We start from the raw sequence: 26,878 nt of genomic DNA on the forward strand, positions 1-26,878 counted from the left end.
GGCCCGTTGAAGGCCTCCTAGACACGGGGTCCACGCCTTGTCTGATTACACTGCTACCGTTACACGCCTCACCGAGCTGGCGGCTCAGGGTCGCTTCGGGCGCCTGCGCCGCGGCCTGGAGAAGGAGGGGTTGCGGGTCGATGGCGCGGGGCGTATCGCCGCCACGCCGCACCCGTACGCGCTGGGCTCCAAGCTGACGCATCCGCACATCACCACGGATTATTCCGAGGCGCTGTTGGAGTACATCACGCCGGTGTACTGCCGCCCCGGCGATGCGGTCGACTTCCTCGCCGACCTGCACCGCTTCAGCTACCGCCATCTGGGCGAGGAGCTGATCTGGCCGGCCAGCATGCCGGCTCGTCTCGATGGCAACGACAGCGTGACCATCGCCGACTACGGCAGCTCCAACGTGGGTACCATGAAGCACGTCTACCGCAAGGGACTCGACGTGCGCTACGGCCGCATCATGCAGGCCATCGCCGGTATCCATTACAACGTCTCGCTGCCCGACGAGCTGTGGACGCTGCTGCGCGAGCGCGATGGAGCCCACGACGTCGACCTCGACGACTACCGCTCCAGCCGCTATTTCGGCCTTATCCGCAATTTCCGCCGTCACAGCTGGCTGCTGCTCTACCTGTTCGGCGCTTCGCCGGCGCTCGACCGCAGCTTCCTGCCTGATGGCAACATTCCCGACAAGCTGCACGCGCATGGGCGCGATACCCTGGTGTCGCCCTATGCCACCAGCCTGCGCATGTCCGACCTCGGCTACCAGAACAAGGTGCAGGCGCAGCTGAAGATCTGCTTCAACTCGCTGGCCAACTATGTCGGTACCCTGCGCCATGCCATCCAGACGCCGTGGCCCGCCTACGAGGCGCTGGGCGTGCGCAGCGGCAGCGACTGGCAGCAGCTCAACGCCAACATCCTGCAGATCGAGAACGAGTACTACAGCGACATCCGGCCCAAGCGTGTCACCCGTCACGACGAGACCCCCAGCCAGGCGCTGGAGGCGCGCGGCGTCGAGTACATCGAGGTGCGCTGTCTCGATCTCGACCCCTTCCTGCCGCTGGGCATCGACGAGGCGCGGCTGCGCTTCATCGACGCCTTCCTGGTGTGGTGCCTGCTGGCCGAGAGCCCCTGGATTCCGGACGAAGAGTGCGACCGGCTGGACGACAACCGGCGCCTGGTCGTCGAGCGCGGCCGCGACCCCGAGCTCAGGCTGATGCAGGACGGCGCGCAGCGCAGCGTGGCCGATTGGGGCGGAGAGATTTTCGCCGAGATCGCTCAGGCCGCCGAGCTGCTCGATGCGCTGGAAGAGGGCACTCCCCATGCGGATGCCGTCGCCTCGCTTGCCCCCTGGCTCGAGGATCCGTCGCTGACGCCCTCCGGCCGGCTGCTGGCGCGGCTGGAGTCGACCGGCGAGGAGTTCATCGAGGCCATCCTCGCCCTCGCCGGCGAGCATGCCGAGCGGTTTCGCCGGGAACCCATCGGCCCGGCACGAGCGGCCAACTTCGAACAGCTGGTCGGCACTTCGCATCAGCAACAGCGCGATATCGAAGACGCCGATGCGCTGCACTTCGACGCATTTCTCGATGATTACTTCGCCAGCGCCCGTGAACCGCGAGTGGCCATGGCGAGTCAGGGAGGCAGGTGATGCCCGATACCTTGCGGCGCCTCTCCGTGCGCCAGTGGAGCCTGGCCGGACTGGCCTTCTGCGCCTTGATGATGGGTGTCGCGTTGGGCCTGGAGCACATCGGCGGGCTCGAGCCCTGTCCGCTGTGCATCTTCCAGCGGGTCGCCGTGCTGGCGGCGGCCGCCGTGTTCGCCATCGCAGCCATCCACAACCCTCGCGGGCGAGTCGGGGCCGCGCTCTACGGCGGTCTGTCGCTGGCCGCGGTGCTGGGCGGCATCGGCGTGGCCTGGCGCCACCTGTGGCTGCAGTCGCTGCCGCCGGAGCAGGTGCCGAGCTGCGGTCCCGGTCTCGACTACATGATGGACATCCTGCCCATGCGCGACGTGGTGAGCATGGTGCTCTCCGGCTCCGGCGAGTGCGCCGAGATCGACTTCCTCTTGCTGGGCATCTCGCTGCCGGGCTGGACCCTGATCGGTTTCGTGATCCTGGCCGTGGCGCCGCTGGGCATCCTGCTCGGCGCCTTCCGCCAGCGACCCTCGCGTCTGAACGGTCATCATCATCCTGCATAACCGGCGCGACGTGACGCAAGCAATAACAACAAGGAGCCGTCATGCTCTATCGTGACTTCGCCACCCAGGAAGCCATCGACCGGGAATACGATCCCATGCGCGGCCGCGACCCGGCTGCGCTGCTTGGCGACTGGCAGGCACGCAGCGATGCGCTGCGTGAGCGCTGCCGCGTCACCGAAAACGTCGCCTTCGGGCCGACCCTGGCCGAACGCATGGACGTCTACCACGCCGATGCCGAGGGTGCGCCGCTGCACCTGTTCCTGCACGGCGGCTACTGGCGCTCGCTGGGCCATCGGGAGTTCGGCTTCGTGGCCGAAGGGCTGGTGGCGGCGGGCATCAACGTGGCGGTGGTCAACTATGCGCTGTGCCCCACGGTGGCGTTCGGCGAAGTGGTGAGGCAGGCGCGCGCCGCCGTGGCCTGGGCCTACCGTCATGGCGCCTCACTGGGCGTCGATCCGTCACGGCTCAGCGTCTCCGGCCACTCCGCCGGGGGCCACCTGACCGCCATGCTACTGGCCACCGACTGGCAAGGTAAGTACGGCCTGCCCGACGATCTGCTCGAGGGTGCCCTGTGCATCAGCGGACTTTATGACCTGCGCCCTTTCCCCTGGTCGTGGCTGCAGCCCAAGCTGCAGCTTACCGGCCGCGACGTACAGACCTACAGTCCGCTGTTCCTGCCCTGTCGGGTAGCCGCCCCGGTGCATCTGGTCGCGGGGGGCGAGGAGTCCATGGAGTTCGCCCGTCAGATGCAGGCCCATGCCGAGCATCTCGAGGCCCAGGGCATGGCGGTGAGCGCCGAGCTCTCACCCGGCGACGATCACTTCACCATTCTCCACCACTACGCGCCGGGCGGACGTTTCGTTCAGCGTATCGCGGCCTTTCACGGCGGCTGATCAAGCGTCGGGAATGACGGCGGTCGCTTCGATCTCCACCTTGGCCCGGTCCTCGATCAGGTCGGCTACCTGGACCATGGTCATGGCCGGGAAGTGCTTGCCTATCACCTCGCGATAGGCGGCACCCACCTCCTTGAGCCTGGCCAGATACTCCTGCTTGTCGGTCACGTACCAGGTCAGCCGCACCAGGTGTTCGGGGCCGGCACCGGCGACCTGGAGCACCTCGACGATATTGGCCAGTGCCTGATGCACCTGGGCGACGAAATCGTCGCTCTCGAAGACCTGATCGCCGTTCCAGCCGATCTGGCCGCCGACGAAGACCGTGCGGCCAGTGGCGAGCACGCCGTTGGCGTAGCCCACGGCAGCCTTCCAGTGAGAGGGGTGAAGCAGCTGGTGGGAGATGGCGTCATTCATCTTGATATCCTTGTTGGCAGTCCTTGGCGAAGTGCCGGCGCATGTCGTCGGGCCAGGGCAGGGGGCGGCCACTGTCCAGGCTGACGAACACCAGGGTGGAATGGCAGGTCAGGCGCGGTTCGCCGTTGCAGTGGGCCAGGGTGCGCAGGGTCAGGCTGGTACGTCCGACGTCACGCAGCGTAAGTTCGAAGGTGAGCGTCTCGCCCAGCCGGCTGGGGGCATGGAAGTCGGTTTCGATGTGCGCCGTGGGCACGCCGGTGCGGCTCTCCACGTGGAGCCGGTTGAAGTCGTGGCCCATCGACTCGGCGAAGTAATCCTCCACCACCGAATTGAGCATCTCGTAGTAGCGCGGGTAGAACACGATGCCCGCCGGGTCGCAGTGCTGGAAGCGCACCTTGCGCTGGGTGACGAATGGCATGGCGGCTTCCTCTCAAACGCCCAGGTAACGGTCGCGCAGCTCGTCGTCGAGCGCGGCGGGCTCCCCCGTCCACACCGTGCGTCCCTTCTCCAGGATGGTGCAGCGGTCGGCCACCGGCAGCAGCTCGGCCAGCGACTTGTCGACGATCAGGGTCGACTGGCCCTGGTCCTTGAGCTCGCGAATAGCGGCCCAGATCTCGTGACGGATCACCGGGGCGAGGCCCTCGGTGGCCTCGTCGAGCACCAGCAGTCTGGGATTGGTCATCAGCGCGCGGCCGATGGCGAGCATCTGCTGTTCGCCTCCGGAGAGGGTGCGCGCCATCTGGGTGCGCCGCTCGGCCAGACGTGGGAAGAGCTTCTCCACCCGCGCCAGGCTCCAGTAGCCGGGACGCGCCGTGACCACCAGGTTTTCGCGCACCGAGAGGTTGGGGAAGCAGCGCCGCCCCTCGGGCACCAGGCCGAGGCCGGCCTGGGCGATGCGGTACGACGGCAGGCGGCGCAGGTCGTGGGACTCGAAGGTGATGCTGCCGCTGCGTGCCGGGGTGAGGCCGAAGATGGAGCGGATGGTGGTGGTCTTGCCCATGCCGTTGCGTCCCATCAGCGCCATCATCTCGCCGGCCTGGACGCTCAGGTCGACGCCGAACAGCGCCTGGGAAGGGCCGTAGAAGGTCTCGATCGCGGTGACGTTCAGCATGTCGCCTCTCCCAGATAGGCTTCGCGGACTTGCGGGTTGGCGCGGATCGCGGCGCTGTCGCCCTGGGCGATCACGCCGCCGGCCACCAGCACCGAGATGCGGTCGGCCAGGCGGAACACGGCGTCCATGTCGTGCTCGATCAGCAGGATCGGTACCTCGAGCTTGAGCGCCTCGAGCAGCTCGGTGAGGTGTGCCGTGCCCTCCGGCCCGAGCCCGGCCATGGGTTCGTCGAGCAACAGTACCCGGGGCTTGAGTGCCAGCGCGCAGGCCACTTCCACCTGACGGCGCTCGCCGTGGGAGAGTTCGGCCACCTGGGTGTCGGCGCGGTGGGTGAGCGCCATACGTTCCAGCGCCTCCAGCGCCGGGGCCAGCAGGCTTTCGTCGCGCTGCACCGGTTTCCAGAAGCGGAAGCTGTGGCCCTGCAGCGCCTGTACGGCGATCATCACGTTGCGCTTTACCGACAGCGGCTCGGCCAGCGACGAGACCTGAAAACTGCGCCCCAGCCCCAGCCGGGCCCGCTGCGCCACGCTGAGCGAGGTGATCTCCTGGCCGGCCAGCATGATACGGCCGGAGTCGGGTTTCAGACTACCGGCGATCTGGCCGATCAGGGTCGACTTACCGGCGCCGTTGGGGCCGATCAGGGCATGGATCTCGCCGGGGTACAGGTCCAGCGAGACGTCGCGGGTGGCCTGCAGAGCGCCGAAGCGCTTGTTGAGATCGATGAGTTCGAGCACGGCTTCACTCATGACGCTCCCTCCCGGCCAGCCAGCCCATCACGCCATGCTTGGCGAACAGCACCACGAACAGCAGCACCAGGCCGAGGAACAGCTGCCAGTACTCGGTCATGCCGCCCAGCAGCGTCTCCATCATCACGAACAGCAGCGCGCCGGCCAGCGGCCCGTAGAGCCGGCCCACGCCGCCGAGTATCACGATCACCATCAGTTCGCCGGACATGTGCCAGCTCAGCATGGTGGGACTGACGAAGCCGTTGAGGTCGGCGTAGAGTGCTCCGGCCAGCCCGGTGATCATCGCCGAGATGACGAAGGCGACCAGGCGAATGGGGTAGGGCGAGACACCGGCGGTGGCCAGACGCGTGTCGTTGAGCCGCGCCATGGTGAGTGCGGCGCCGAAGCGCGACTTCATGATCCGCGAGGTGAGGGCGAGCGAGAGCACGAGCCCGCCGAAGCAGATCAGGAAGAAGGTCAGGGCGTCGTTGGTATCCACCCACGGCAGGCCGTTGCGCAGGAAGATCGGCAGGCCGTCCTCACCGCCGTAGGTGGGCCAGGAGTTGGCGAAGTAGTACATCATCTGGGCGAAGGCCAGGGTGATCATGATGAAGTAGACCCCGGTGGTGCGCAGCGAGATGGCACCGATGGCCAGCGCCAGCAGGCCGCACAGCAGGATTGCCGCGAGCCAGATCACCAGCATGCTGTCGCTGCCGGGAATGGCGATGGGCCAGCCGATCACCGGGGTGAAATCGAAGGCGTGATAGGCACTGATGCCGGCCACGTAGCCGCCCAGACCGAAGTAGGCGGCGTGGCCGAAGCTGATCATGCCGCCGTAGCCGATGGCCAGGTTGAGGCCCACCGCGGCCATGGCGATCAGGGTGATGCGCGAGGCCAGATTGACGTAGTAGATGTGACCGAGGAAATAGAGCGCCAGGGGCACCAGCAGCAGGAAGGCCAGCAGGCCGATCTGCACCAGCCCCTTGCGGTCGTACCAGCTGGCCGCCGGTGTCGGCAGCCCCGGCTGGGGCGCGAGCGTCGAGGTGTTGGACTTATTCATTGGCGGCAAACAGTCCCTTGGGTTTGAAGGCGAGGATGGCGGCCATCATGATGTAGATGAGCATGGCGGCGATGGCCGAGCCGACGCCGGCGGCCTCCGAGGGGCTCATGAACTGGCGGAAGAAGGCGGGCAGGAACACTCGCCCCAGGGTATCCACCACGCCGACCAGGATGGCGCCGTACAGCGCTCCCTTGATCGAGCCGATGCCGCCGATCACGATCACCACGAAGGCCAGGATCAGCACCGGTTCGCCCATGCCCACCTGCACCGACTGCAGGGCACCGACCATCGCGCCGGCCAGGCCGGCCAGCGCCGCGCCCATGGCGAACACCAGGGTGTAGAGCCGGGCGATGTTGACGCCCAGGGCGCCGATCATCTCGCGGTCGCTCTCGCCGGCACGGATGCGCATGCCGAGCCGGGTACGGGTGATCAGGAAGTACATGCCCACCGCCACGGCCACGCCCACGGCGATGATCACCAGCCGGTAGATGGGGTAGCGCAGCCCGCCGGGCAGCGTGACCGAGCCCGACAGCATGGCCGGCGGGTTGAGCCACAGCGGCGAGGAGCCGAACACCCAGCGCGTGCCCTCCGAGAAGATCAGGATCAGGGCGAAGGTGGCCAGCACCTGGTCCAGGTGCGGACGGTGATAGAGCCGGCGGATCACGATCAGCTCCACCAGGGCGCCCACCGCGGCGGCCACGGCGATACCCGCGACCAGGCCGACGAAGAAGGAGCCGGTGGCGGCGGTCACCAGCGCCGTGGCGTAGGCGCCCACCATGTAGAAGGAGCCATGGGCCAGGTTGATCAGTCCCATGACCCCGAACACCAGGGTCAGGCCGCTGGCCATCAGGAACAGCATGGTACCGAGCTGAAGGCCGTTGATGAGCTGTTCGATGAATAATGTCATGAAGCGTCAACCGTGAAAGGCAAGGAAGGCGCCGCCGAACCCTCGGCCCGGCGGCACTGGCGTTGCATCACATCTGGCACTGCTCGTGATAGATGTCCTGGATGTCCTCCACGGCGATGCCGATCAGACGGTTGGTGGGCTGGCCGTCGTCACCCTCGACCACCTCGCGTACATAGATGTCCTGGATCGGATGGTGGTTGGGGCCGAAACGGAACTTGCCGCGCACCGTGTCGAAATCGGCTTCGCGCAGGGCTTCGCGGAAGGCATCCTGATCGCTCGGGTGGGCCTTCTCCAGCGCGCTCAGGATCAGGTTGGCGGTGTCGTAGCCCTGGGCGGCATACAGCGTCGGCGTGCGGCCGTAGGCCTCACGGAACGCCTCGACGAAGGCGTGGTTGGCCTCGTTGTCGAGATCGTAGGCCCACAGCGAGGTATTCATGGCGCCGATGGCGGCGCTGCCCACCGCCTTGATGATGGTCTCGTCGAAGGAGAAGGCGGCACCGAACACCGGCAGGTCGACGCCGGAGTTCTCCCACTGCTTCATGAACGAGATGCCCATGCCGCCGGGCAGGAAGAAGAACAGGCTGTCGGCGTTGCTGGCACGGATCCGGGCGATCTCGGCGGCGTAGTCGGTCTGTCCCATCTGGGTGTAGATCTCGTCGACGACTTCACCTTCGTAGAGATGCTTGAAGCCGGCCAGGGCGTCGGTGCCGGCGGGGTAGTTGGGCGCCAGCAGGATGGGCCGCTCGAAGCCCTGTTCGCGCATGTAGGCGCCCATGGCCCCGTGCAGGTTATCGTTCTGATAGGCGACGTTGAAGTAGTTCTCGTGACACATGCGCCCGGCCAGGTCGGAGGGCCCGGCGTTGGGGGAAATGTAGAAGGTACCCTGGCGCACGGCCGCCGGCACAACCGCCATGGCCAGATTCGACCAGATGATGCCGGTAAGAATGTCGACGTTGTCGCGCTGCATGAACTCGTTGGAGAGGCTGCGCGCCAGGTCGGGACGGTTGGCGTCGTCCTGGATCAACACGCGCACGTCATCGCGTCCCGAGCGCTCCATGGCCAGCATGAAGCCGTCGCGTACGTCCACGCCCAGATGCGAGCCGCCGCCGGAAAGTGTCGTGATCATGCCGATTCTGACCTCATCGGCCTGGGCTGCCGTCATGCTGGCGGTCATCAGCAGGCCGAGGCCAAGGCTGGCTAGTTTCTTCATGAGGATACCCCTCTTCGCTCTCGTTTTTGTCTCATCGGCGCAACGTGTCCAGCGCCTCGTTAGGTTGGCCCGTCAGCCATGGCTGTCGGGCCGTTTTCCGCCGTCAGTCTGATCCACCATCGGACCTTCCAATGTCCGGCCATCAATCGCCTGGCTCGGTCATCAATCGCCAGGATAATGCTCCTGGCGCAGCCGGAAGCGCTGCACCTTGCCGGTGGCCGTCTTCGGCAACGCCTCGACGAAGCGCACCGAGCGCGGATACTTGTAGGGGGCGATGCGCTGCTTGACGAACTGCTGCAACCGCTCGACGCACTCGGCATCCGGCTCGACCCCGGGAGACAGTACCACGAAGGCCTCGACGATCTGCCCACGCTCTCCATTCGGTGCGCCGATTACGGCACACTCCGCCACCGCCTCGTGGGCCAGCAGGGCGGCTTCCACCTCGGGGCCGGCGATGTTGTAGCCGGCCGAGACGATCATGTCGTCGTTGCGCGCAGCGAAGTGGAAGTAGCCCTCCTCGTCCTGAACGAAGGCGTCACCGGTGATGTTCCAGCCGTCGCGAACATATTTGAGCTGCCGTACGTCGTTCAGGTAGCGACAGCCCGTAGGACCGCGCACCGCCAAGCGTCCCACTTCGCCGCGGGGCAGCTCGTTCATCTCGGCATCGACGACCTTGGCCTCGTAGCCGGCCACCGGCTTGCCGGTGCAGCCCGGGCGATGGTCGTCCAGATGGTTGGAGATGAAGATGTGCAGCATCTCCGTGGCCCCGATGCCGTCGAGGATCGGCTTGCCGGTCTTCTCGATCCATTCATGGTAGATCGGTGCCGGCAACGTTTCGCCGGCCGAGACCGCCAGGCGCAGGCTGTCGAGTTCCTCGCCGCTTTCGAGCGAGGCGAGCATGGTGCGATAGGCGGTGGGGGCAGTAAATACGACGGTGGCACGATGCTCGCGGATGATTTCCATCATGTTGGGCGGCGTGGCCTTCTCCAGCAGCACGGCGCTGGCACCGAAGCGCAGCGGGAAGATGGCCAGCCCGCCGAGGCCGAAGGTGAAGGCCAGCGGTGGCGAGCCGACGAAGACGTCGTCCGCACTCACTTGCAGCACCTCGCGGGCGTAGCCGTCGGCGATGATCAGCAGATCGCGATGGAAGTGCATGGTGGCCTTGGGCTGGCCGGTGGTGCCGGAGGTGAAGCCGAGCAGGGCGACATCGTCGGCGGCGGTGGCGACCGCCTCGAACTCGGTGGGCTTGTCCAGCGCCAGTCGGTCGAGTTCGGCATCGTGGTTGGCCGTGCCGTCGAAGCCGACCACTCGCTTCAGGAAGGCGCTCCCGGCGGCGCAGGCCTCGAGTTCGTCGAGCAGGCGGGTATCGCACAGGGCCAGAGCGATCTCGGCCTTGTCGACGATCTGGGTCAGTTCGCTCGCGCGCAGCATCGGCATGGTGTTGACCACCACCGCGCCGGCCTTGGTCGCGGCCAGCCAGCAGGCGACCATGGCCGGGTTGTTGGCCGAGCGGATCAGCACCCGGTTGCCGGGGCGCACGCCGAGCTCTTCCACCAGGGCGTGGGCCAGGCGGTTGCTCCACTCGGCAAGCTCGCGGTAGCTGCGTCGTCGGCCGTTGCCGATCAGCGCCACGCGTTCGCCATGGCCACGCTCGAGCCAGCGGTCGCAGAGTTCCACCGCGGCGTTGAGCCGCTCGGGATAGTCGAAGCCGTCGAGCCTGAGCTCGGGCCATTCATGCACGGGAGGCAGGTTGTCCCGGGCAAAGGTATCGGCGTGAGCCGACGGTGCGTTCATGACCATTCTCCGTACGTCGTTGTTGTTGTTCGGCGCGGAAGCGTCGACAGGGGATACGGGTCTGGCGTGTCTTGGGAAACGCTGCACAAATGCCTGCGCGAGCGAATCGCTGCGTTGCGCGGTGCTCGGAATCCTCACATATACCCCATATGCTCCGGTTCCTTTGCTCCGTGCGCCTTGCGCTTCATCTCGCTCGGCGATTTGTACAGCGTCTCCCCCTTACTGTTTTATTCATGTCGGGTGTTGTTCTGTTGTGCCAAGCAACTGCGGGCGATAACTACTTTCTGCACGTCCGAGGCGCCTTCGTAGATGCGCAGCGCGCGGATCTCGCGATACAGGCTCTCGACGATGTGGCCCTTGCGCACGCCGTCGCCGCCGTGCAGCTGCACCGCCTTGTCGATCACCTGCTGGGCGCGGTCGGTGGCGTAGAGCTTGGCCATGGCCGCCTCGCGGGTGACCCGCTCGGCGCCCATGTCTTTGGTCCAGGCGGCGCGATAGACCAGCAGCGCGGCGGCGTCCACGTCCAGCGCCATCTCTGCCAGGTGGCCCTGCACCATCTGCAGGTCGGCCAGGCTGGCGCCGAACAGCTCGCGGTTCCTGGCCCGGTCCAGCGACTCGTCCAGCGCGCGGCGGGCGAAGCCCAGGGCGGCGGCGCCCACCGTGGAGCGGAACACGTCGAGCACCGCCATGGCGATGCGAAAGCCCTGGCCGGGCTGGCCGATCATGGCGCTGGCCGGCAGGCGCATGTCGGCGAAGCCGAGCCGGGCCAGCGGGTGGGGCGAGATGGTCTCCAGCCGTTCGCGGATTTCGAGCCCCGGCGTGTCGGCCGGCACCAGGAAGCAGGAGAGCCCCTTGGCCCCCGGCCCCTCGCCGGTTCGGGCGAACAGGGTGTACACATCGGCGATGCCGCCGTTGGAAATCCAGGTCTTCTCGCCGTTGATGCGGTAACCGTCGCCGTCGCGCTCGGCGGTAGTATCCAACTGGGCCACGTCGGAGCCCGAGCGCGGCTCGCTCAGGGCGAAGGCGGAAAGCGCCTCGCCGCGGCGGGTCCTGTCCACCCACTGCTTTTGCTCGGCGCTGCCGAACAGGCTGATGGCCCCGGTGCCGAGCCCCTGCATGGCGAAGGCGAAGTCGGCCAGGCCGTCGTGGCGGGCCAGGGTTTCACGGATCAGACACAGGCTGCGTACGTCGATGGCGTCCCCCGCAGTGCCCTCGAGGAAGCCCGCCCGACCCAGGTCGCGCACCAGCTGGATGCAGGTAGCGTCGACGTCGGCGTGGTCGCGGGGCAACTCGCGCTGGCACCACGCTTCCAGGCGCTTGGCCAGGTCGCGATGGCGGGCCTCGAAGAAGGGCCAGTCGAGAAAGCTCGTATCGCTCATCAATCCCCCTCGAAGACCGGCTTCTGTTTGGCGGCGAAGGCGCGGTAGGCGCGCTCGAAGTCGCGGGTCTGCATGCAGATCGCCTGGGCCTGGGCCTCGGCCTCGATGGCCTGCTCCAGGCTCATCGACCACTCCTGGTTGAGCTGGGTCTTGGTGATGCCGTGGGCAAAGGTCGGGCCCTGGGCCAGACGGGTGGCGTAGGCGATGGCCTCGGCTTCCAGCGCATCGGGCTCGACCAGACGATTGTAGAAGCCCCACTGATGGCCCTCTTCCGCGCTCATGCTGCGCCCGCTGTAGAGCAGGTCGGCGGCGCGGCCCTGGCCGATGATGCGCGGCAGCATGGCGCAGGCCCCCATGTCGCAGCCGGCCAGGCCCACCCGGGTGAAGAGGAAGGCGGTGCTGGCTCGAGGCGTGGCGAAGCGAATGTCCGAGGCCATGGCGATGATGGCGCCGGCGCCGACGCAGACGCCGTCCACCGCGCTGATCACCGGCTTGCCGCAGTGGATCATTGCCTTGACCAGGTCGCCGGTCATGCGGGTGAATTCGAGCAGCCCCTTCATGTCACGTCCCACCAGCGGGGCGATGATCTCGTGGACGTCGCCGCCGGAGCAGAAGTTGCCGCCGTTGGCGGCGAACACCGCGGCCTTGACGTCCTCGGCATAGACCAGATTGCGAAAGGTGTCGCGCAGCTCGGCGTAGCTGTCGAAGGTGAGCGGATTCTTGCGTTCGGGGCGGTCGAGGCGGATCACCGCCACTTCGCCCTCCATGCGCCACAGGAAATGCCTGGGCGTCAGGTCGGCCAGTTTCATGGTCGTGCTCCCGTGTCGGCCGGCAAGCGGTGCAGCAGCTCGCCGATGTGGTGGGCATCCTCGGCATCGACGCCATCCAGCAGTTCGTCGACCCAGCCCTCGTGGGCCTCGGCCATGACGGTGAAGGCATCACAGCCGGCGGAGGTGAGGCGTACCAGGGTGGCGCGGCGGTCCCCTTCGATGGCGATGCGCTCCACCAGGCCGTCCTCGGCCAGGCGGTCGACGATACCGGTGACGTTGCCGTTGGAGACGCGCAGCCGCTTGGAGAGCTCGTTCATCTTCAGCCCCTCGCGGTCGCGATAGAGCGCGGCCATGACGTCGAAGCGTGGCAGGGTGGATTCGAACTCCAGGCGCAGCTTCTCGCGCAACGCCGCTTCCACCTGACGGGTCACTCTGAGCATGCGCAGCCACAGGCGCAGGCGCTCCTTGCTCAGGGCGTCGGATTTTGCCTTTGGTGCGCTCATGTCTCGCCTCCCGAAATGGAGATCGCCTGGCCGTGGATGGCGCTACTGTGCGGACCGCACAGCCACAGCGCGGTGGCGGTGACCTCGGCGGGCTGGATCAGCCTGCCGCTGGGATTGGTCGATTGCAGGTGGGCGCGGGCCTGCTCCGCCGTCTGCCCGGTCTTGGCGACGATAGTGGCGATGCTCTCTTCCAGCAGCGGGGTTTCGGTGAAGCCGGGGCACAGTGCGTTGACGGTGATGTCGCGTCCCGCCACTTCCTGGGCCAGGGCGCGCACCAGACCCACCACGCCGTGCTTGGCGGCGCAGTAGGGCGCCACGTAGGGATAGCCCTTGAGCCCGGCGGTGGAGGCCACGGCGATCAGCCGGCCGCCGTCGCGCACGCGCTTGAGGCCCTCGCGCAGGGTCAGGAACACGCCAGTCAGGTTGACATCGAGCATGCGCTGCCACTGGTCGAGGCCGGTTCTGGCCAGCGGTGCGCTCTCAGCGGCCCCGGCATTGGCGATCACGATATCGACCTCGCCCAGGCGCTCGAACAGAGCGACCATATCGGCCTCGCGGGTTACGTCGGCGACAGCGGTAGCGATGTTGGGGTGTCGCTCGGCCAAGGCGTCGAGCGCAGCGATGCGGCGCCCGGTGATGGTCACCTTCGCGCCGGCCTCGGCGAAGGCCAGCGCCATGTCGGCGCCGATGCCGCTGCCGCCGCCGGTGATCACCGCGCGCTTGCCGTCGAGGGGAGGCAGGGTCGTGTTCATGCTCACACCCACCCTTCGCCGCGCTCGGCCAGGCGCTGCAGCTGATCGCGCCCGGCCCGATAGGGCGACGGCCACTCGCATTCGCCGTCCTGGATGCCGGCGGCGGCATGCAGCGTCCAGTAGGGGTCGGCCAGATGAGGGCGGGCCAGGCACACCAGGTCGGCGCGTCCGGCCATCAGGATCGAGTTGACGTGGTCGGCCTGGTAGATGTTGCCCACCGCCATGGTAGCCATGCCGGTCTCGTTGCGGATGCGATCCGAGAAGGGCGTCTGGAACATGCGCCCGTACTGCGGCTTGGCCTGGATCGAGGTCTGCCCGGCGGAGACGTCGACGATGTCGACCTCGACAGCCTGGAGCAGGCGGGCGATCTCGACCGCCTCATCGGGGGTGACGCCCTCGTCGCCGACCCAGTCGTTGGCCGAGATGCGCACCGAGAGCGGCTTGTGGGCCGGCCAGGCGGCGCGCACTGCGCGGATCACCTCCAGCGGATAGCGCATGCGGTTCTCGAGCGAACCGCCGTACTCGTCGTCGCGGCGGTTGGTCAGCGGCGTGATGAAGGAGGAGAGCAGGTAACCGTGGGCGGCATGCACCTCGAGCATGTCGAAGCCGGCGCGCTCGGCCATGCGGGCGGCGGCGACGAACTCGTCGCGCACCCGCTCCATGTCGGCGCGATCCATGGCCCTGGGCACCTGATTGCGCGCCGACCACGGCACGGCGGAAGCCGCCATGATCGGCCAGTTGCCCTCGGCGAGCGGCGCGTCCATCTCCTGCCAGCCGAGCTGGGTCGAGCCCTTGGGCCCTGAGTGACCGATCTGGGCGCACAGCTTGGCCGGCGTCTCGGCGTGGACGAAGTCGCACAACCGCTTCCATGCCGCCTCGTGCTTGGGGGCGTAGAAGCCGGGACAACCGGGGGTGATACGGCCCTCCGGCGAGACGCAGGTCATCTCGGTGTAGACCAGTCCGGCGCCGCCCTTGGCGCGCTCGGCGTAGTGCACGAAGTGCCAGTCGGTGGGGCTGCCGTTCACCGCCTTGTACTGGGCCATCGGCGAGACCACCACCCGATTGACCAGCTGCATGTCACGCAGCCGGTAGGGGGCGAACATCGGCGCCCGTGCGCTGCTCGCGTTGCCGGCCTGAGCCTGGAACCAGCGTTCGGCGCTCTCGAGCCAGGCCGGATCGCGCAGGCGCAGGTTCTCGTGGCTGATACGCTGGGAGCGGGTCAGCAGCGAGTAGTTGAACTGCACCGGGTCGAGAGCCAGGTAGCGCTCCACCTGTTCGAACCACTCGGTGGAGTTGCGTGCCGCCGACTGCAGGCGCAGCACCTCCAGGCGGCGCTCCTCCTCGTAGCGGGCGAAGGCGCTGGCCATGTCGGGCTCGCTGTGCAGGTAGTCGGCCAGCGCGATGGCGCTCTCCAGCGCCAGCTTGGTGCCGGAGCCGATGGAGAAGTGCGCGGTGGCCGCGGCATCGCCCATCAGCACCACGTTGTCGAAGCTCCAGCGCGCGCACAGCACGCGAGGGAAGTTGATCCACGCCGAGCCGCGAATGTGGTTGGCGTTGCTCATCAGCGCATGGCCGCCCAGGTGACGGGCGAAGATGCGCTCGCACACCTCGATCGACGCCTGCTGGCTCATCTCGCCGAAGCCGAAGGCCTGCCAGGTGGCCTCGCTGCACTCGACGATGAAGGTCGCGGTGTCGGCATCGAACTGGTAGGCGTGAGCCCACACCCAGCCGTGCTCGGTCTTCTCGAAGATGAAGGTAAAGGCGTCGTTGAAGGTCTGACGGGTACCGAGCCAGACGAACTTGCAGGCGCGCACGTCGATGTCGGGCTGGAAATGCTCGGCATAGCGCTGACGGGTGCGTGAGTTGAGGCCGTCGGCGGCCAGCACCAGGTCGAACTCGCGGCGCAGCTCATCGATGGCGGATTCGGCGACGTCGCTCTCGAAGCGCAGCTCGATGTCGAGCTCCCGGGCGCGCGCCTGCAGCAGCAACAGCAGCTGGCGGCGGCCGATACCGCAGAAGCCGTGGCCGGTGGAGACGGTCTTGACGCCGTCGTGGATCACGGCGATGTCGTCCCAGTAGGCGAAGTGCTCGCGGATGCGCGCCGCGCTCACGGCATCGTTGGCGGCCAGGTTGTCCAGCGTCTCGTCGGAGAGCACCACGCCCCAGCCGAAGGTGTCGTCGGGGCGGTTGCGCTCGATCACCACGATCTCGTGCGCCGGGTCGTGCAACTTCATGCTGATGGCGAAGTAGAGGCCGGCGGGGCCACCGCCCAGGCAGGCGATTCTCATGAGGCGGAACCGTTTGGTTGTTGTAGTTGATATCAGGCTAGACCCGCCGAAGAAATACTTCAAGCTTAAAATTTCAAGCTTGAAGTAAATCGTTGAAGAACGTTTTTCCCTCGGCCAAGGATTGACAGTCAGGCTGGCAAGGGTGAGTCTGGGGTTTCGGGTTCGGCAGGGTCCGGGCTGCAACCGGCTTCACAGGGGAAGGAGGCTCTCCATGCTGGAACAGTGCAAGACAGCCAGGGAACGCTGGGGCGGCGTGCATCAGCTGATCGACCGCTGGCTCGACGAGCGCCGTGAGCTGCTGGTCAGTTTCATCGAGCTCAAGGAGGCCTGCGATACTGAGCTCGAGGCCGTGTGCAAGCCCCAGATCGATCGCTTCAGCGAGCTGCTGATGGATTACATCAGCGCCGGTCACTTCGAGATCTATCCGCAGCTGCGTGAGGAGGCCAACGCCTTCGAGGATCACGAAGCGCTGGAAATCGCCGCCAAGCTGTTGGAGCGCCTGGAGCTCTCCACCGAACTGGTGCTGGCCTTCGACGCCGACTTCTCGACCCCGGTGCGCTGCCAGCATTTCCTGCCGCGCTTGCCCGCATGGCTCGATCGCCTGGCCAAGGGGCTGACCGAACGCTTCGCCCTGGAAGACCAACTGATCGCCAGGTTGCACGCCGCGCATACGCCGCGCCCGGAAACCGAAACCGAATAGCGCTACCGAATGGTTCTGGTTCTACGAACCGTTCTCTAGCAGGCCTGCGGGCCGACCCATTTTGACGCCGCCCCGGTTTGTCCCCGGGGCGGCGTTTATGTCTGCGCGCTCGGCGTTGCGATGGGGCATACGCTGGCGCAGCTGGGGATGGCTCTCGCACAGAAAATTAATCCATTGGCCATTGTCGTTGTAGGAAATTGTCCATAGCGGCGTCCTACACCATCCGGATACCCTAATCCACTTTCCTTTCATGGAAAGCCAGGGATAGGAGAGGGGGGCAGTGTTCTGGAAGCTCATTCGTGGTCATGACGTCAGGGATATCGACCTTCCCTTCATTGAGTTGCCCACCTTTGCCGCGAGCAAGATCGAAAGCAAGCTATCGAGGGAGTCTGGCCGGGAAAACCTCTCCCAGCTGTATAGAAAGGCAGGCGGACACGGTCTGTTTCCGGATAAAGCAGAGGCGATCCGGACGATCGTCAAGGCGGTCAAGCAGGGTGATCTGCTGCTGGTCCTGAACGACGGTTTCGACCGCCCCTTCTGCCCTCTGGTCGAATGGAACGGCCAGCAATGGTGCGCGAATCTCTGCGGGGCATCCGTCCTGGGGCTGGAGAGCCTGCTTAAAAGGAACCTCCCTCGCCTGAATGCCCGAGGACTGGGGCCACAGGCCGTAGCCTCGCAGCAACGCTTCGGTGATTGGGGCGTCGTTCGCCCTACGCCTACGCCCGAACCGCGACTCTCCACCCCGCCACCGGAGCCAGAAACGCCCCCCGCACCGCAGCGTACGCTGCAGATCGGCGTGTTCTTCGACGGCACCGGCAACAACAAGTACAACGACCGGCAGTTGCCCGACCGCGATATCACCAACGTGGCCAAGTTATTTGACTTGTATCCTAATGATCCCGAAAGAGGTGATTATCGAATTTATATCCAAGGCGTGGGGACCATTACCGGCCGGGAGAGCGAGGATGGCTTTGTGGCCGCCGAAGACCTCGCTGGGCTGGGCACTGGTGTGGGTCCAGAGGGCGGCCATGCGCGTATCGAACAGGCGCTGACTGATGTCCGCGAGATTCTGGAGGACAACCCGGATGCCACGATCACCTTCGATGTGTTCGGCTTCAGCCGTGGCGCGGCCCTGGCCCGGCACTTCGTCAACCTGATCCATCGCTGGCCGGAAACGCTGCTGGTACCGGACTTCCGCCTCGACAGGCCAGGCTATCAACCACCGCTGCGTCGCATCCGGGCCTTTCCGCCTAGGCCGATACCCTTTCCGCAGGTGCGCTTCGTCGGGCTGTTCGATACCGTGGGTAGCTTCTACTGGCCAGGGACTGCCCGTAATCTCGATTTCGATCTCTACATCGCCTCGGGCAGTGCCGCCCGCGTGGTGCAGCTCACCGCCCATCACGAGATCCGCCGCAATTTTCCCCTCAGCAGCATTGCCGATGCCCAGGGCAACCACCCCGGCAACTTCGCTGAAATTGTCCTGCCCGGTGCGCACTCAGATGTGGGCGGAGGTTACGAGAACCCAAACCTGGAACTGGGCTTCACCAACCATGAGGAACTGATCGTACGCCGCCGTGCTGGGCTGGGGGCCATTGGTGAGACGGTCCGCCGGGCCCAGGCGGAAGCGCAGGCCAGAGGGCTCGACATTCGTGTGGATGGCCGGGACGTGCTCGAGATCGAGCGCCGTGCCACGCGCAAGGAGCTGGCCATCTACGCCCTGCACCGGATGTACGACGAGGCGAAGCGAGCCTGGGTGCCCCTTGATGAACTCCGGGATGATGCGGACCATACCATCCCCGCCGAGCTGCAAACCTTGATCGATGAGTGGTGGGAAGGCGGCAGGCGACGTGGCCGGCAGTGGATGCTGGACGTATCGCATGAACACTTCGCCGGCTACATCCATACCTCGCATCGCCAGGAAAGCCTGGCCCACGCTCCGGAGCCCAGCGGTGTGCGCCGGGTCTTCCCCAATCGCCACGAAGTGCCGATAACGGCCCTGAAGGAGCCTCAGAATGCTTAGGTCGTGGATGGCACTTCTGCGCCACGGGTTGCTGCTGGCCTTGTTACTGCTCACCAGCGCCTGCGAGGCGGAGCCTCGTCGCTACGACTTTACCGTACAGCCATTCGGTGGACCAAGAGGATGGCCAGTTTGGGTAGAAGAGTTGACCTTCGATGACACCTGGCGCTCGCCAGCTGGCAATCTCAGCGCTGGTTTCGAGTATTCCCCCCCACGCAGCGGATCGTATATCCACCTGGCGCATCCGGTGACCGCTCCCGCCTCGGTACAGGCGCGCTGGTTCTCCTATCGCACCCAGACCTTCTATGAGATCGATCTGGCACTGCCGGATACGGATGCTCTGCTGCAGCAGTGGTACCGGGACTATCCGCTGCCCGATTACCGCCATTATCTTATGGTTGGCTTCTCCGGTAGAGGGGAAGCCAAAGTCTGGTGGCGGGCTCGCTGCCGCGCCTGCGGCGGGGATCGCAGCCGGGATTTCCATGCGCCCATCGTGGAGTCGGCCTGGGCTGAGGAGATCGAGGGCGATCCGGCGACCTTTCGCAGCCAGACTCAGCGACGGATTGATGAGGGAATCATTCCCTCGCCCTGGGAATGACATGATCAGCGCGTCGAAGCCAGCCTGCGCCGCCCTCATCGCATACTATAAGGAAAGTCTGGCCCATGCGCCGGAGCCCAGCGGTGTGCGCCGGGCCTTCCCTAATGTGTCGGTGCACTCCTACCTACCGACTCTGGAGCCGCAGGATGCCTAGCCCATGGACGACCCGCCTACTCCAAGGGCTGCTGGCATTGCTATTATTCACCGCCGCCTGCGAGGCGGAGCCAACACGATATGAGTTCACTCTCCAAACCGTAGGGGGGCCTCGTGGTTGGCCAGTGTGGGTTGAGAATTTGACTTTCGATCGTGCCTGGGGGGCTCCAGTTGGTGGTTTGAGTGAAGGGTTTGATCGCGATCCGCCTAGAGGGAACAGGACCGCTGTTCTTGGAACCTATCTTCCCGCCCCACGGTCGATACAAGCCCGCTGGTTCTCCTACCGCACCCAGACCTTCTACGAGATCGATCTGGGACTGCCGGATTCGGATGCCCTGCTTCAGCAATGGTACCGGGATTACCCGACATCGGATTATCGCCACACTCTGGTGGCCGGCTTCTCCGGTGAGGGTGAGGTCTATGTCTGGTGGCGGGCTCGCTGTCGCGCCTGCGGCGGGGATCGCAGCAGGGACTTCCATGCGCCAATCGTGGAGTCGGCGTGGGCCGAGGAGGCAGAGGGGAACCCTGACTGGTACCGTGAGCACATCGAAGAGTACGTCAACGAAGGTGTATTTCCCTCGCCGTGGTGAGGCGCAGGTTACCTTGCACCGCCAGGAAAGCCTGCCCACGCTCCGGAGCCTGGCGGCAAGCGCCGGGTCTTCCCTAATGTGTCGATGCACTCCTAACTACCGACTCAGGAGCCGCAGAATGCCTAGGTCATGGGCGACCCGCCTACGCCAATGGCTGCTGGCATTGCTATTATTGACCGCCGCCTTTCCTTGATTGATTCATTTGGGGTCGTGCTTCGTCACGTCTCGGCGGGCTCGGTCGCTTCCCGCGTCGAGCGGCGCTGCCACAGCACCAGCATGCATGGCGTCAGCAGCAGCGTCAGCCCGGTGGCGAACACCAGGCCGCCGGCGATGGCGCTGGAGAGCTGGGTCCACCATTGGGTGGAGGGGGCGCCGAATCCCAGGCTCGGGGCGAACAGGTTGACGTTGATCTCCAACACCATCGGCATCAGCCCCAGCACGGTGGTGATGGCGGTGAGCAGCACCGGGCGCAGGCGCAGGCCGCCGGCCTCCAGAGCGGCGTCGTAGGGCGCCAGCCCCGCGTGGCGCAGCTCGTTGTAGGTGTCGATCAACACGATGTTGTTGTTCACCACGATGCCCGCCAGGGCAATGATACCCATGCCCACCATGACGATACCGAACGGTTGGCCGTTGATCAGCAGGCCCATCAGCACGCCGGCGGTGGAGAAGACGATAGCCGAGAGCACCAGCAGCGCCTGGTAGAGGCTGTTGAACTGGGTGACGAGTATCAGCAGCATCAGCCCGATCGCCACGAGGAAGGCGGTGATCAGGAAGCGGCTGGCCTCCTCCTGGTCCTCCTGTTCGCCGGCCACGTTGACGCGCACACCCTCCGGCGGTGGGCCCAACGCCGCCAGCAGCGCGCGCAGACGCTCGTCGGGCTGGTAGCCTGCGGCCACGTCCGCCTCGAGGGTGATAGCACGCTGGCCGTCGATGCGGTGCAGGGTGCCGACCCGTGGCGCAGGCTCGAGGCTGGCGAAGTGAGAGATCGGCACCTGCCCGCGGGAGGTATTGAGGGTCAGGCGGTCCAACTGATCGATGCTGCGCCAGTCATGGGGGAAACGTACGCTGATGTCGACTTCGTCGGGGGCGTGGGCGGGGCGGTAGCTCGCCACCTGCAGACCGTTGGTGACCAGTTGCACGGCGCTGCCCACGGCGGCGACATCGGCGCCGAGCCTGGCGGCGGCGGCACGGTCGACGTTGAGCCGCCACTCGATGCCGGGCAGGCTGCGGTTGTCCTCGATGTCGCGGAAGCCGCCCAGGCGTTCCATTTCGCGCCGGATGGTTTCCACCGTGGCCGCGCTATCGGCCTCCTGCTGGGCGCTCACCTCCAGCACGATCGGCTTGCCGGCGCCGGGGCCCATGTCCTGCTCGCGGAACTCCAGCACGACCCCGGGCAGGTCGGCGGTGCGCTCGGCCATCTCGTTCATGATCACCTGGGCCGGGCGGCGCTCCTGCCAGTCGATCAACTGGAACTGCACCGTGCCGATCACGTCGCTGCCGAGCTGCTCGTTGGGAATGGCGTAGGAGCGGGCATAGAGCGCTTGCACCTCGCTCATGCCGGTCAGCCGCGCTTCCACCCGACGCACGATGGCGTCCTTCTCCAGCGCCGAGAAATCGCCGCGGGCGCGAACGACCACCTGGGCATTTTCCGGCTCTACGGCGGGAAAGAACTCGACGCCATGATTGAAGCGGCCGTAACCGACGAAGATCAGCGCCATCAGCAGCAGGGCGATCGTCAGCGTCATGCCCGGCCAGGCCAGCAGCTTGGCCAGGGTGGCACGATACAGGCGCCCGCCGGCGGTGATCATCTCTTCGCCGTGCACGGCCCGGCTGGCGCGTACGCTGAACACACCGCCCAGGGTGGGCAGGAAGATCAGCGCCATGGCCAAGGAGGCGATCAGGCACAGGATCACCGTGGCCGGCAGGTACTTCATGAACTCACCCACCACGCCGGGCCAGAACAGCAGCGGGAAGAACACCGCCAAAGTGGTGGCGGTGGCGGCGATCACCGGCCAGCTCATGCGTGAGGCGGCGTTGATCCAGGCCTGCCGCGGCGGCTGACCTTCGCGCAGGTGGCGGTCGGCCAGTTCGCTGACCACGATGGCGCCGTCCACCAGCATGCCGGCGACCAAGATGAGGGCGAACAGCACCACGATGTTGAGGGTGTAACCGATGGCCCAGATCAGCAGGATGCCAGTGAGGAAAGCGCCGGGAATGGTCAGCCCCACCATCAGCGCCGAGCGCACGCCCATGGCGGCCAGGATCACGATCAGTACCAGCACCACGGCGGTGAGCACGTTGTTGAGCAGCTCCGAGAGCATCTGATCGACGGTCACCGATTGGTCCATGATGGTGGTGATCGAGAGCTCCTCGGGCAGCAGCGGCGCGGCCTGGTCGAGGATCTCGCGCACCCCCTCGATGGTGGCGATCAGGTTGGCGCCGGCACGCTTGGAGATCTCCAGTACCAGGGCCGGCTCGTCGTCGATGCGGGCGAAGCCCGCTGGGTCCTTGAAGGTGGGGTGGATCCAGCCCACGTCGGAGAAGGTGACCACCCGGTCGCCGTCGACCTTCACCGGCATGTTGAGCACGTCGTCCAGCGATTCGATGATGCCGGGCACCTTGACCGGGCTGCGGCCGGCGCCGGTATCCAGGCTGCCGGCGGCCACCAGGCGGTTGTTGCGGGTGATCAGGTTGAACAGGGTGTCGAAGTCGACGCCGTAGCTGTCGAGCACCAGCGGGTCGATGACGATCTCCATCAGCTCCTCGCGCTCGCCGCCGATCTCCACTTCGAGCACTTCGGGCACGCCCTCGAAGGCATCCTGCAGTTGGCGGGCGATGGCCAGCCGCCGGGTCTCCTCGATGGGGCCCGAGAGCCCCAGGGTCAGCACCGGGAAGAGGCCGACGTTGACCTCGAACACCCGCGGCTCCTCGGCCTCGTCGGGCAGCGAGGCGTTGGCGATGTCGACCCGCTCGCGCACGTCGGCCAGCGCCTGACGCGGGTCGAAGCCGGCGTCGAACTCCAGGGTCACCGCAGCGTGGCCTTCGCTGGCCTGGGAGGTCATCTTGCGCACACCCTCGATGGTGCGCAGCTCCTGCTCCATTGGCCGCACCAGCAGTCGTTCGCCATCCTCGGGGCTCACCCCCTCCAGTGCCAGCGAGACGTAGATGATGGGGATCGGTACGTCCGGGTTGGCCTCCTTGGGCACTGCCTGCCATGCGGCGAGGCCCGCCAGCAGCAGGGCCAGCAGCAGCAGTAGAGTGGTGCGCGACCGGTCCAGTGCGGCCTCGATCAGGGTACGCATGATCAGGGAGTCTCCTGTTCTGCGCGTTCGCTGATCGTGCCGTCTTCGTCGGTAATGGCTTCGTCGGTAATGGCGTTGGCGGCATCTTCGTCGAGGGTGCCGTTGTCGCTCTCATTTGGCGCCGGCACGGCGATGACCTCCTCGCCGGGGGCGACGAAGCCGCTGCCCAGGGTGATCAGGCGAATCGTCTCGGGCAGCCCGGCCACACGGGCCTGAGTGGCGTCGGCGGCGACCAGGCTGATGGGCGTGCTCACCACCCGGTCCTCCTCGTCCAGGTGTTTGACCCGCAGCCGGCCCTCAGCGTCCAGCTCGAGCAGGGCGGGGGAGAAGTGGTGTACCTCGCGCTCGGGCAGGGTGATCGCCAGGGTGGCGCTGGCGCCGGCCAGACGGCGCCGCTCCGCGTTGTCGAATTCGGCTTCGATATAGAAGGAGCGAGTGGACTCATCGGCACGACTGGCGACGTGGGTCAGCTCGCCGTCGAGGCGGCTGCCGTCCAGCAGGCGCGCCTCGACGGGCAGCCCGGGGGCAAGGTCGGGGGCATCGCGTTGGGCCACCCAGGCACTGGCCTTGAGACGGCGGTCGTCGACCAGGCTGGCATAGGGGTCGCCGACCTGCAGCACCTCGCCCAGTTCCACGTGAAGACGGTCCACGACGCCGTCGAAGGGGGCCGCGGGGCGAGTCTCCTCCAGCGCCTGGCGCAGCTCGGCCAGCTCCGCCGCCGCCACGCTGACGCTGCTCTGAAGGCCCAGCAGTTCGGGCTGAGAGATCAGGTTGCGCTGACGTAAACTGTCGGCCCCGGTCAGCTCGGCCCTGGCCAGTTCGAGCCGATCCTCGGCGCGCTGCAGCTGCGCTTCCAGGGCGTCGCGCGACAGCGCCAGCAGGGGCGAGCCGGCTTCCACCGTGCTGCCCTGGGTGACCGGCAATTCGACGACCCGGCCGGCATGGCGGGTACGCAGCTCGACCTCGCGAAAGGCCATCAGCTGGCCCTGGACCACCCGCTGTGGCTGGTAGGCGACGGCGCTGCTGTGACGGTACTCGACCCGGGGCAGGGTCTCGGCGGGTGGCGCTTCCGCGGTGGGCGCCTGCTGCTGGAAGCGCTGCACGTCGCCGAGTGCCAGCCACAGCAGCAGAGCCAGCAGCACCAGAGCGGCCAGCAGCGCGGAAATAGGGGGACGTCTGAGCATGCGGCCTTCCCTGGTTCGATAGCAGGAGTACGGTAGACGAGCCTGTGCAGCGAGTGCTGCGTCGCGCGGAGCCAAGCTGGCTGAATCGTGCCGCCTACTCGGCTAATCAAGCATTGCATGATAGCGCAAAAGCCGAAAAAGGTGGCAGTCGTGCCATGGGGAAGCCCTGCACAATCGGCGAGCGAGATGAAGCGCAAGGCGCACGGAGCACAGGAGCCGGAGCATATGGGGTATATGTGAGGATTCCGACCGGGCTGGCGCACCAGCACCGCGCAACGCAGCGCTTCGCTCGCGCAGTCATTGTGCAGGGTTTTCCCTAGTCGGAGGTCGGATTGAGTTTTGTGCAATGCAAGCATACCATCTTGCGGTCCGAATCCCGGCCAGGGCGGGCAAGCGCTCGCAAGGCTCATCCTCAGGAAAATGCTGAACGATTCGCTCGCGCAGCCATTCGTAGCAGCGTTTTCCTCACGGCGGCTCAACCGAAGGAGCAACGATGAAAGATCCCGTACGTATTGCCATTACCGGCGGTGCCGGCCAGATCAGCTACTCCCTTATCTTCCGTATTGCCGCAGGCGACATGCTGGGCCCGGATCAGCCCGTCATTCTCCAGCTGCTCGAGATTCCCCAGGCCATGGACGCGCTCAACGGCGTGGTCATGGAAGTGAACGACTGCGCCTTCCCGCTGGTGCAGGACATCGTCGCCACCGACGACCCGAACGTCGCCTTCAAGGATGCCGATTTCGCTCTGCTGGTCGGCGCCCGTCCGCGCGGCCCGGGCATGGAGCGCAAGGACCTGCTGGAAGCCAACGCGGCGATCTTCTCCGTGCAGGGCAAGGCGCTCAACGACAATGCCAGCCGCAACGTGCGCGTGCTGGTGGTGGGCAACCCGGCCAACACCAACGCCCTGATCGCTTCCTGCAACGCGCCCGACCTGAGCCCGCGTCAGTTCACCGCGATGACCCGTCTGGATCACAACCGCGCCTTGACCCAGCTGGCGCAGAAGACCGGCAAGCGCGTTACCGATGTCGACAGCATGATCATCTGGGGCAACCACAGCGCTACCCAGTACCCGGATCTGGCCCACACCAAGGTGGCCGGCAAGCCGGCTTTCGATCTGGTCGAGCGCGACTGGTACGAGAACGACTTCATCCCCACCGTGCAGCAGCGCGGCGCGGCGATCATCAAGGCGCGCGGTGCTTCTTCTGCCGCTTCCGCTGCCTCCTCCGCCATCGACCACATGCGCGACTGGGCGCTGGGCACCGATCAGGTGGTGAGCATGGCGATTCCCTCCGACGGCAGCTACGGCATCGCCGAGGGCATCATCTACTCCTACCCGGTGCGCTGCCAGAACGGCGACTACGAGATCGTCCAGGGTCTGGAGATCGACGAGTTCAGCCGCGCCAAGATGAAGGCCACCGAAGACGAACTGAGAGAAGAGCGCGCCGCGGTCGAGCACCTTCTGGGGTAACAAATGCCTACGCGAGAGAATCGCTGTGTTGCGCGGTGCTCGTAACCCTCACATATACCCCATATGCTCGGGTTCCTGTGCGCCGCGCGCCTTGCGCTTCATCTCGCTCGGCTATTTGCTCAGCGTTTAAGCAGAAATGAAAAACCCCGAAAGCCCAGGCTTTCGGGGTTTTGCGTATGGCAGGGCGGGCCTGGGTCAGTCGCGCAGGCTCATGATGCGCCAGCCGCGCCGTTCGGCCACCTCGCGCAGGGTGGCGTCGGGGTCCACCGCCACCGGGTGCTCCACCAGCTCCAGCAGCGGCAGGTCGTTGTGGGAGTCGCTGTAGAACCAGGCGTCGTCCAGGGTGTAGTCCTTGTCCGCCAGCCACGCCTCCAGGCGCTTGACCTTGCCTTCGCGATAGCTCGGCGTGCCGCTGACCTGGCCGGTGTAGCGGCCGTCGCGCACCTCCGGCTCCACCGCGATGAGATGATCCACGCCCAGCCGCTCGGCGATGGGGCCGGTGATGAAGCGGTTGGTGGCGGTGACGATCAGCAGGGTGTCGCCACGACTGCGGTGACGCGCCAGCAGCTCTTCGCCTTTGGCCAGGATGTTGGGCTCGATCTTGCTGGCCATGAACTGCTGATGCCAGGCGGCCAACTGCTCGGGGCTGTTGTCGGCGAGCGGCTTGAGCGCCACGGCGAGAAAGGCATGGATGTCCAGCGTGCCCGCCTCATAGTCGGCCATGAAGCGGTCGTTGGCTTCACGGTAGGCCTTGGCATCCACTGCTCCCTGTTCGAGCAGAAACTCGCCCCAGGCGTGGTCGCTGTCGATGGCGAGCAGGGTATTGTCCAGGTCGAAGATGGCCAGACTCACGGCTTACCC

24 protein-coding genes are annotated in these 26,878 nt (G+C 66.3%); 8 read left to right on the forward strand and 16 right to left on the reverse strand.

Annotation, left to right across the window (positions count from 1 at the left end):
- The first annotated feature begins 37 nt into the window (after positions 1–37).
- Genes gshA through B8115_RS07685 form a run of 3 tightly spaced genes read left to right on the forward strand, consistent with a single transcriptional unit; the run spans position 38 to position 3,092 of the window.
- Positions 38–1,651, forward strand: a complete 1,614-nt coding sequence (gene gshA, locus B8115_RS07675) for a glutamate--cysteine ligase (RefSeq protein ID WP_010627196.1) — start codon at positions 38–40, stop codon at positions 1,649–1,651.
- Positions 1,651–2,199, forward strand: a complete 549-nt coding sequence (locus B8115_RS07680; protein ID WP_010627197.1) for a disulfide bond formation protein B — start codon at positions 1,651–1,653, stop codon at positions 2,197–2,199. The genes gshA and B8115_RS07680 overlap by 1 nt, the downstream gene beginning before the upstream one ends.
- Before the next feature lie 41 nt (positions 2,200–2,240).
- Complete coding sequence (locus B8115_RS07685; protein ID WP_010627198.1) at positions 2,241–3,092, forward strand: alpha/beta hydrolase; 852 nt, start codon at positions 2,241–2,243, stop codon at positions 3,090–3,092.
- Here B8115_RS07685 and B8115_RS07690 read toward each other — a convergent pair whose 3' ends face one another.
- From B8115_RS07690 to B8115_RS07750, 13 genes are all read right to left on the reverse strand, one after another.
- Positions 3,093–3,506 (reverse strand): RidA family protein, encoded by a 414-nt coding sequence (locus tag B8115_RS07690; protein WP_010627199.1) that lies wholly within the window; start codon positions 3,504–3,506, stop codon positions 3,093–3,095.
- The gene (locus B8115_RS07695) at positions 3,499–3,924 is read right to left on the reverse strand and encodes a thioesterase family protein (protein ID WP_010627200.1); all 426 of its coding nucleotides are present in this window, start codon (positions 3,922–3,924) and stop codon (positions 3,499–3,501) included. Before B8115_RS07695 ends, B8115_RS07690 begins: the two co-directional genes overlap by 8 nt.
- 12 nt (positions 3,925–3,936) lie before the next feature.
- Entirely contained in the window at positions 3,937–4,617 is a 681-nt protein-coding gene (locus tag B8115_RS07700; RefSeq protein WP_010627201.1) for an ABC transporter ATP-binding protein, read from the reverse strand.
- Positions 4,611–5,363 carry an ABC transporter ATP-binding protein gene (locus tag B8115_RS07705; RefSeq protein WP_010627202.1) on the reverse strand — a complete coding sequence of 251 codons (753 nt, stop codon included), beginning with the start codon at positions 5,361–5,363 and terminating at the stop codon, positions 4,611–4,613. Before B8115_RS07705 ends, B8115_RS07700 begins: the two co-directional genes overlap by 7 nt.
- Positions 5,356–6,402 (reverse strand): branched-chain amino acid ABC transporter permease, encoded by a 1,047-nt coding sequence (locus B8115_RS07710; RefSeq protein WP_010627203.1) that lies wholly within the window; start codon positions 6,400–6,402, stop codon positions 5,356–5,358. Before B8115_RS07710 ends, B8115_RS07705 begins: the two co-directional genes overlap by 8 nt.
- Positions 6,395–7,309, reverse strand: a complete 915-nt coding sequence (locus tag B8115_RS07715; RefSeq protein WP_010627204.1) for a branched-chain amino acid ABC transporter permease — start codon at positions 7,307–7,309, stop codon at positions 6,395–6,397. Before B8115_RS07715 ends, B8115_RS07710 begins: the two co-directional genes overlap by 8 nt.
- 67 nt (positions 7,310–7,376) lie before the next feature.
- Positions 7,377–8,519: an ABC transporter substrate-binding protein gene (locus tag B8115_RS07720; protein WP_010627205.1), complete on the reverse strand. Its 1,143-nt coding sequence runs from the start codon at positions 8,517–8,519 to the stop codon at positions 7,377–7,379.
- 162 nt (positions 8,520–8,681) lie between these two features.
- Positions 8,682–10,313, reverse strand: coding sequence for a benzoate-CoA ligase family protein (locus B8115_RS07725; protein WP_010627206.1), 1,632 nt, complete (start codon positions 10,311–10,313; stop codon positions 8,682–8,684).
- A 227-nt stretch (positions 10,314–10,540) separates the two neighbouring features.
- A complete protein-coding gene (locus B8115_RS07730) occupies positions 10,541–11,692 on the reverse strand; it encodes an acyl-CoA dehydrogenase family protein (RefSeq protein WP_010627207.1) in 1,152 nt (383 codons plus the stop codon).
- Positions 11,692–12,501: an enoyl-CoA hydratase family protein gene (locus B8115_RS07735; RefSeq protein ID WP_010627208.1), complete on the reverse strand. Its 810-nt coding sequence runs from the start codon at positions 12,499–12,501 to the stop codon at positions 11,692–11,694. Before B8115_RS07735 ends, B8115_RS07730 begins: the two co-directional genes overlap by 1 nt.
- A complete protein-coding gene (locus B8115_RS07740; RefSeq protein ID WP_010627209.1) occupies positions 12,498–12,965 on the reverse strand; it encodes a MarR family winged helix-turn-helix transcriptional regulator in 468 nt (155 codons plus the stop codon). Before B8115_RS07740 ends, B8115_RS07735 begins: the two co-directional genes overlap by 4 nt.
- A complete protein-coding gene (locus tag B8115_RS07745) occupies positions 12,962–13,717 on the reverse strand; it encodes an SDR family NAD(P)-dependent oxidoreductase (protein ID WP_010627210.1) in 756 nt (251 codons plus the stop codon). The genes B8115_RS07740 and B8115_RS07745 overlap by 4 nt, the downstream gene beginning before the upstream one ends.
- A 2-nt stretch (positions 13,718–13,719) precedes the next feature.
- A complete protein-coding gene (locus B8115_RS07750; protein WP_010627211.1) occupies positions 13,720–16,005 on the reverse strand; it encodes a bifunctional salicylyl-CoA 5-hydroxylase/oxidoreductase in 2,286 nt (761 codons plus the stop codon).
- A 211-nt stretch (positions 16,006–16,216) separates the two neighbouring features.
- Between B8115_RS07750 and rsd the strand changes: the two genes are divergently transcribed.
- The 4 genes from rsd to B8115_RS07770 all read left to right on the forward strand — a co-directional run bounded on the left by rsd (position 16,217) and on the right by B8115_RS07770 (position 20,063).
- Positions 16,217–16,705: a sigma D regulator gene (rsd, locus tag B8115_RS07755; protein WP_010627212.1), complete on the forward strand. Its 489-nt coding sequence runs from the start codon at positions 16,217–16,219 to the stop codon at positions 16,703–16,705.
- 280 nt (positions 16,706–16,985) lie between these two features.
- Complete coding sequence (locus B8115_RS07760) at positions 16,986–18,725, forward strand: DUF2235 domain-containing protein (RefSeq protein WP_010627213.1); 1,740 nt, start codon at positions 16,986–16,988, stop codon at positions 18,723–18,725.
- Positions 18,718–19,320 carry a DUF2931 family protein gene (locus B8115_RS07765; protein ID WP_026037962.1) on the forward strand — a complete coding sequence of 201 codons (603 nt, stop codon included), beginning with the start codon at positions 18,718–18,720 and terminating at the stop codon, positions 19,318–19,320. Before B8115_RS07760 ends, B8115_RS07765 begins: the two co-directional genes overlap by 8 nt.
- Positions 19,321–19,466: 146 nt before the next feature.
- Positions 19,467–20,063, forward strand: coding sequence for a DUF2931 family protein (locus B8115_RS07770; protein WP_010627215.1), 597 nt, complete (start codon positions 19,467–19,469; stop codon positions 20,061–20,063).
- 218 nt (positions 20,064–20,281) lie between these two features.
- Here the strand turns inward: B8115_RS07770 and B8115_RS07775 are convergent, their stop codons facing one another.
- Positions 20,282–23,365 (reverse strand): efflux RND transporter permease subunit, encoded by a 3,084-nt coding sequence (locus B8115_RS07775; RefSeq protein ID WP_010627216.1) that lies wholly within the window; start codon positions 23,363–23,365, stop codon positions 20,282–20,284.
- 2 nt (positions 23,366–23,367) lie between these two features.
- Positions 23,368–24,549: an efflux RND transporter periplasmic adaptor subunit gene (locus tag B8115_RS07780; protein ID WP_010627217.1), complete on the reverse strand. Its 1,182-nt coding sequence runs from the start codon at positions 24,547–24,549 to the stop codon at positions 23,368–23,370.
- Positions 24,550–25,042: 493 nt separating this feature from the next.
- On the opposite strand from B8115_RS07780, the gene B8115_RS07785 reads away from it, so the two are divergent.
- Positions 25,043–26,017 carry a malate dehydrogenase gene (locus tag B8115_RS07785; protein WP_010627218.1) on the forward strand — a complete coding sequence of 325 codons (975 nt, stop codon included), beginning with the start codon at positions 25,043–25,045 and terminating at the stop codon, positions 26,015–26,017.
- 195 nt (positions 26,018–26,212) lie between these two features.
- Here the strand turns inward: B8115_RS07785 and B8115_RS07790 are convergent, their stop codons facing one another.
- Positions 26,213–26,869, reverse strand: coding sequence for an HAD family phosphatase (locus B8115_RS07790; protein WP_010627219.1), 657 nt, complete (start codon positions 26,867–26,869; stop codon positions 26,213–26,215).
- Between the last annotated feature and the right edge of the window lie 9 nt (positions 26,870–26,878).

This window comes from Halomonas sp. KM-1 (assembly GCF_000246875.1).
Taxonomy (GTDB): Bacteria; Pseudomonadota; Gammaproteobacteria; order Pseudomonadales; family Halomonadaceae; genus Halomonas; species Halomonas aerodenitrificans.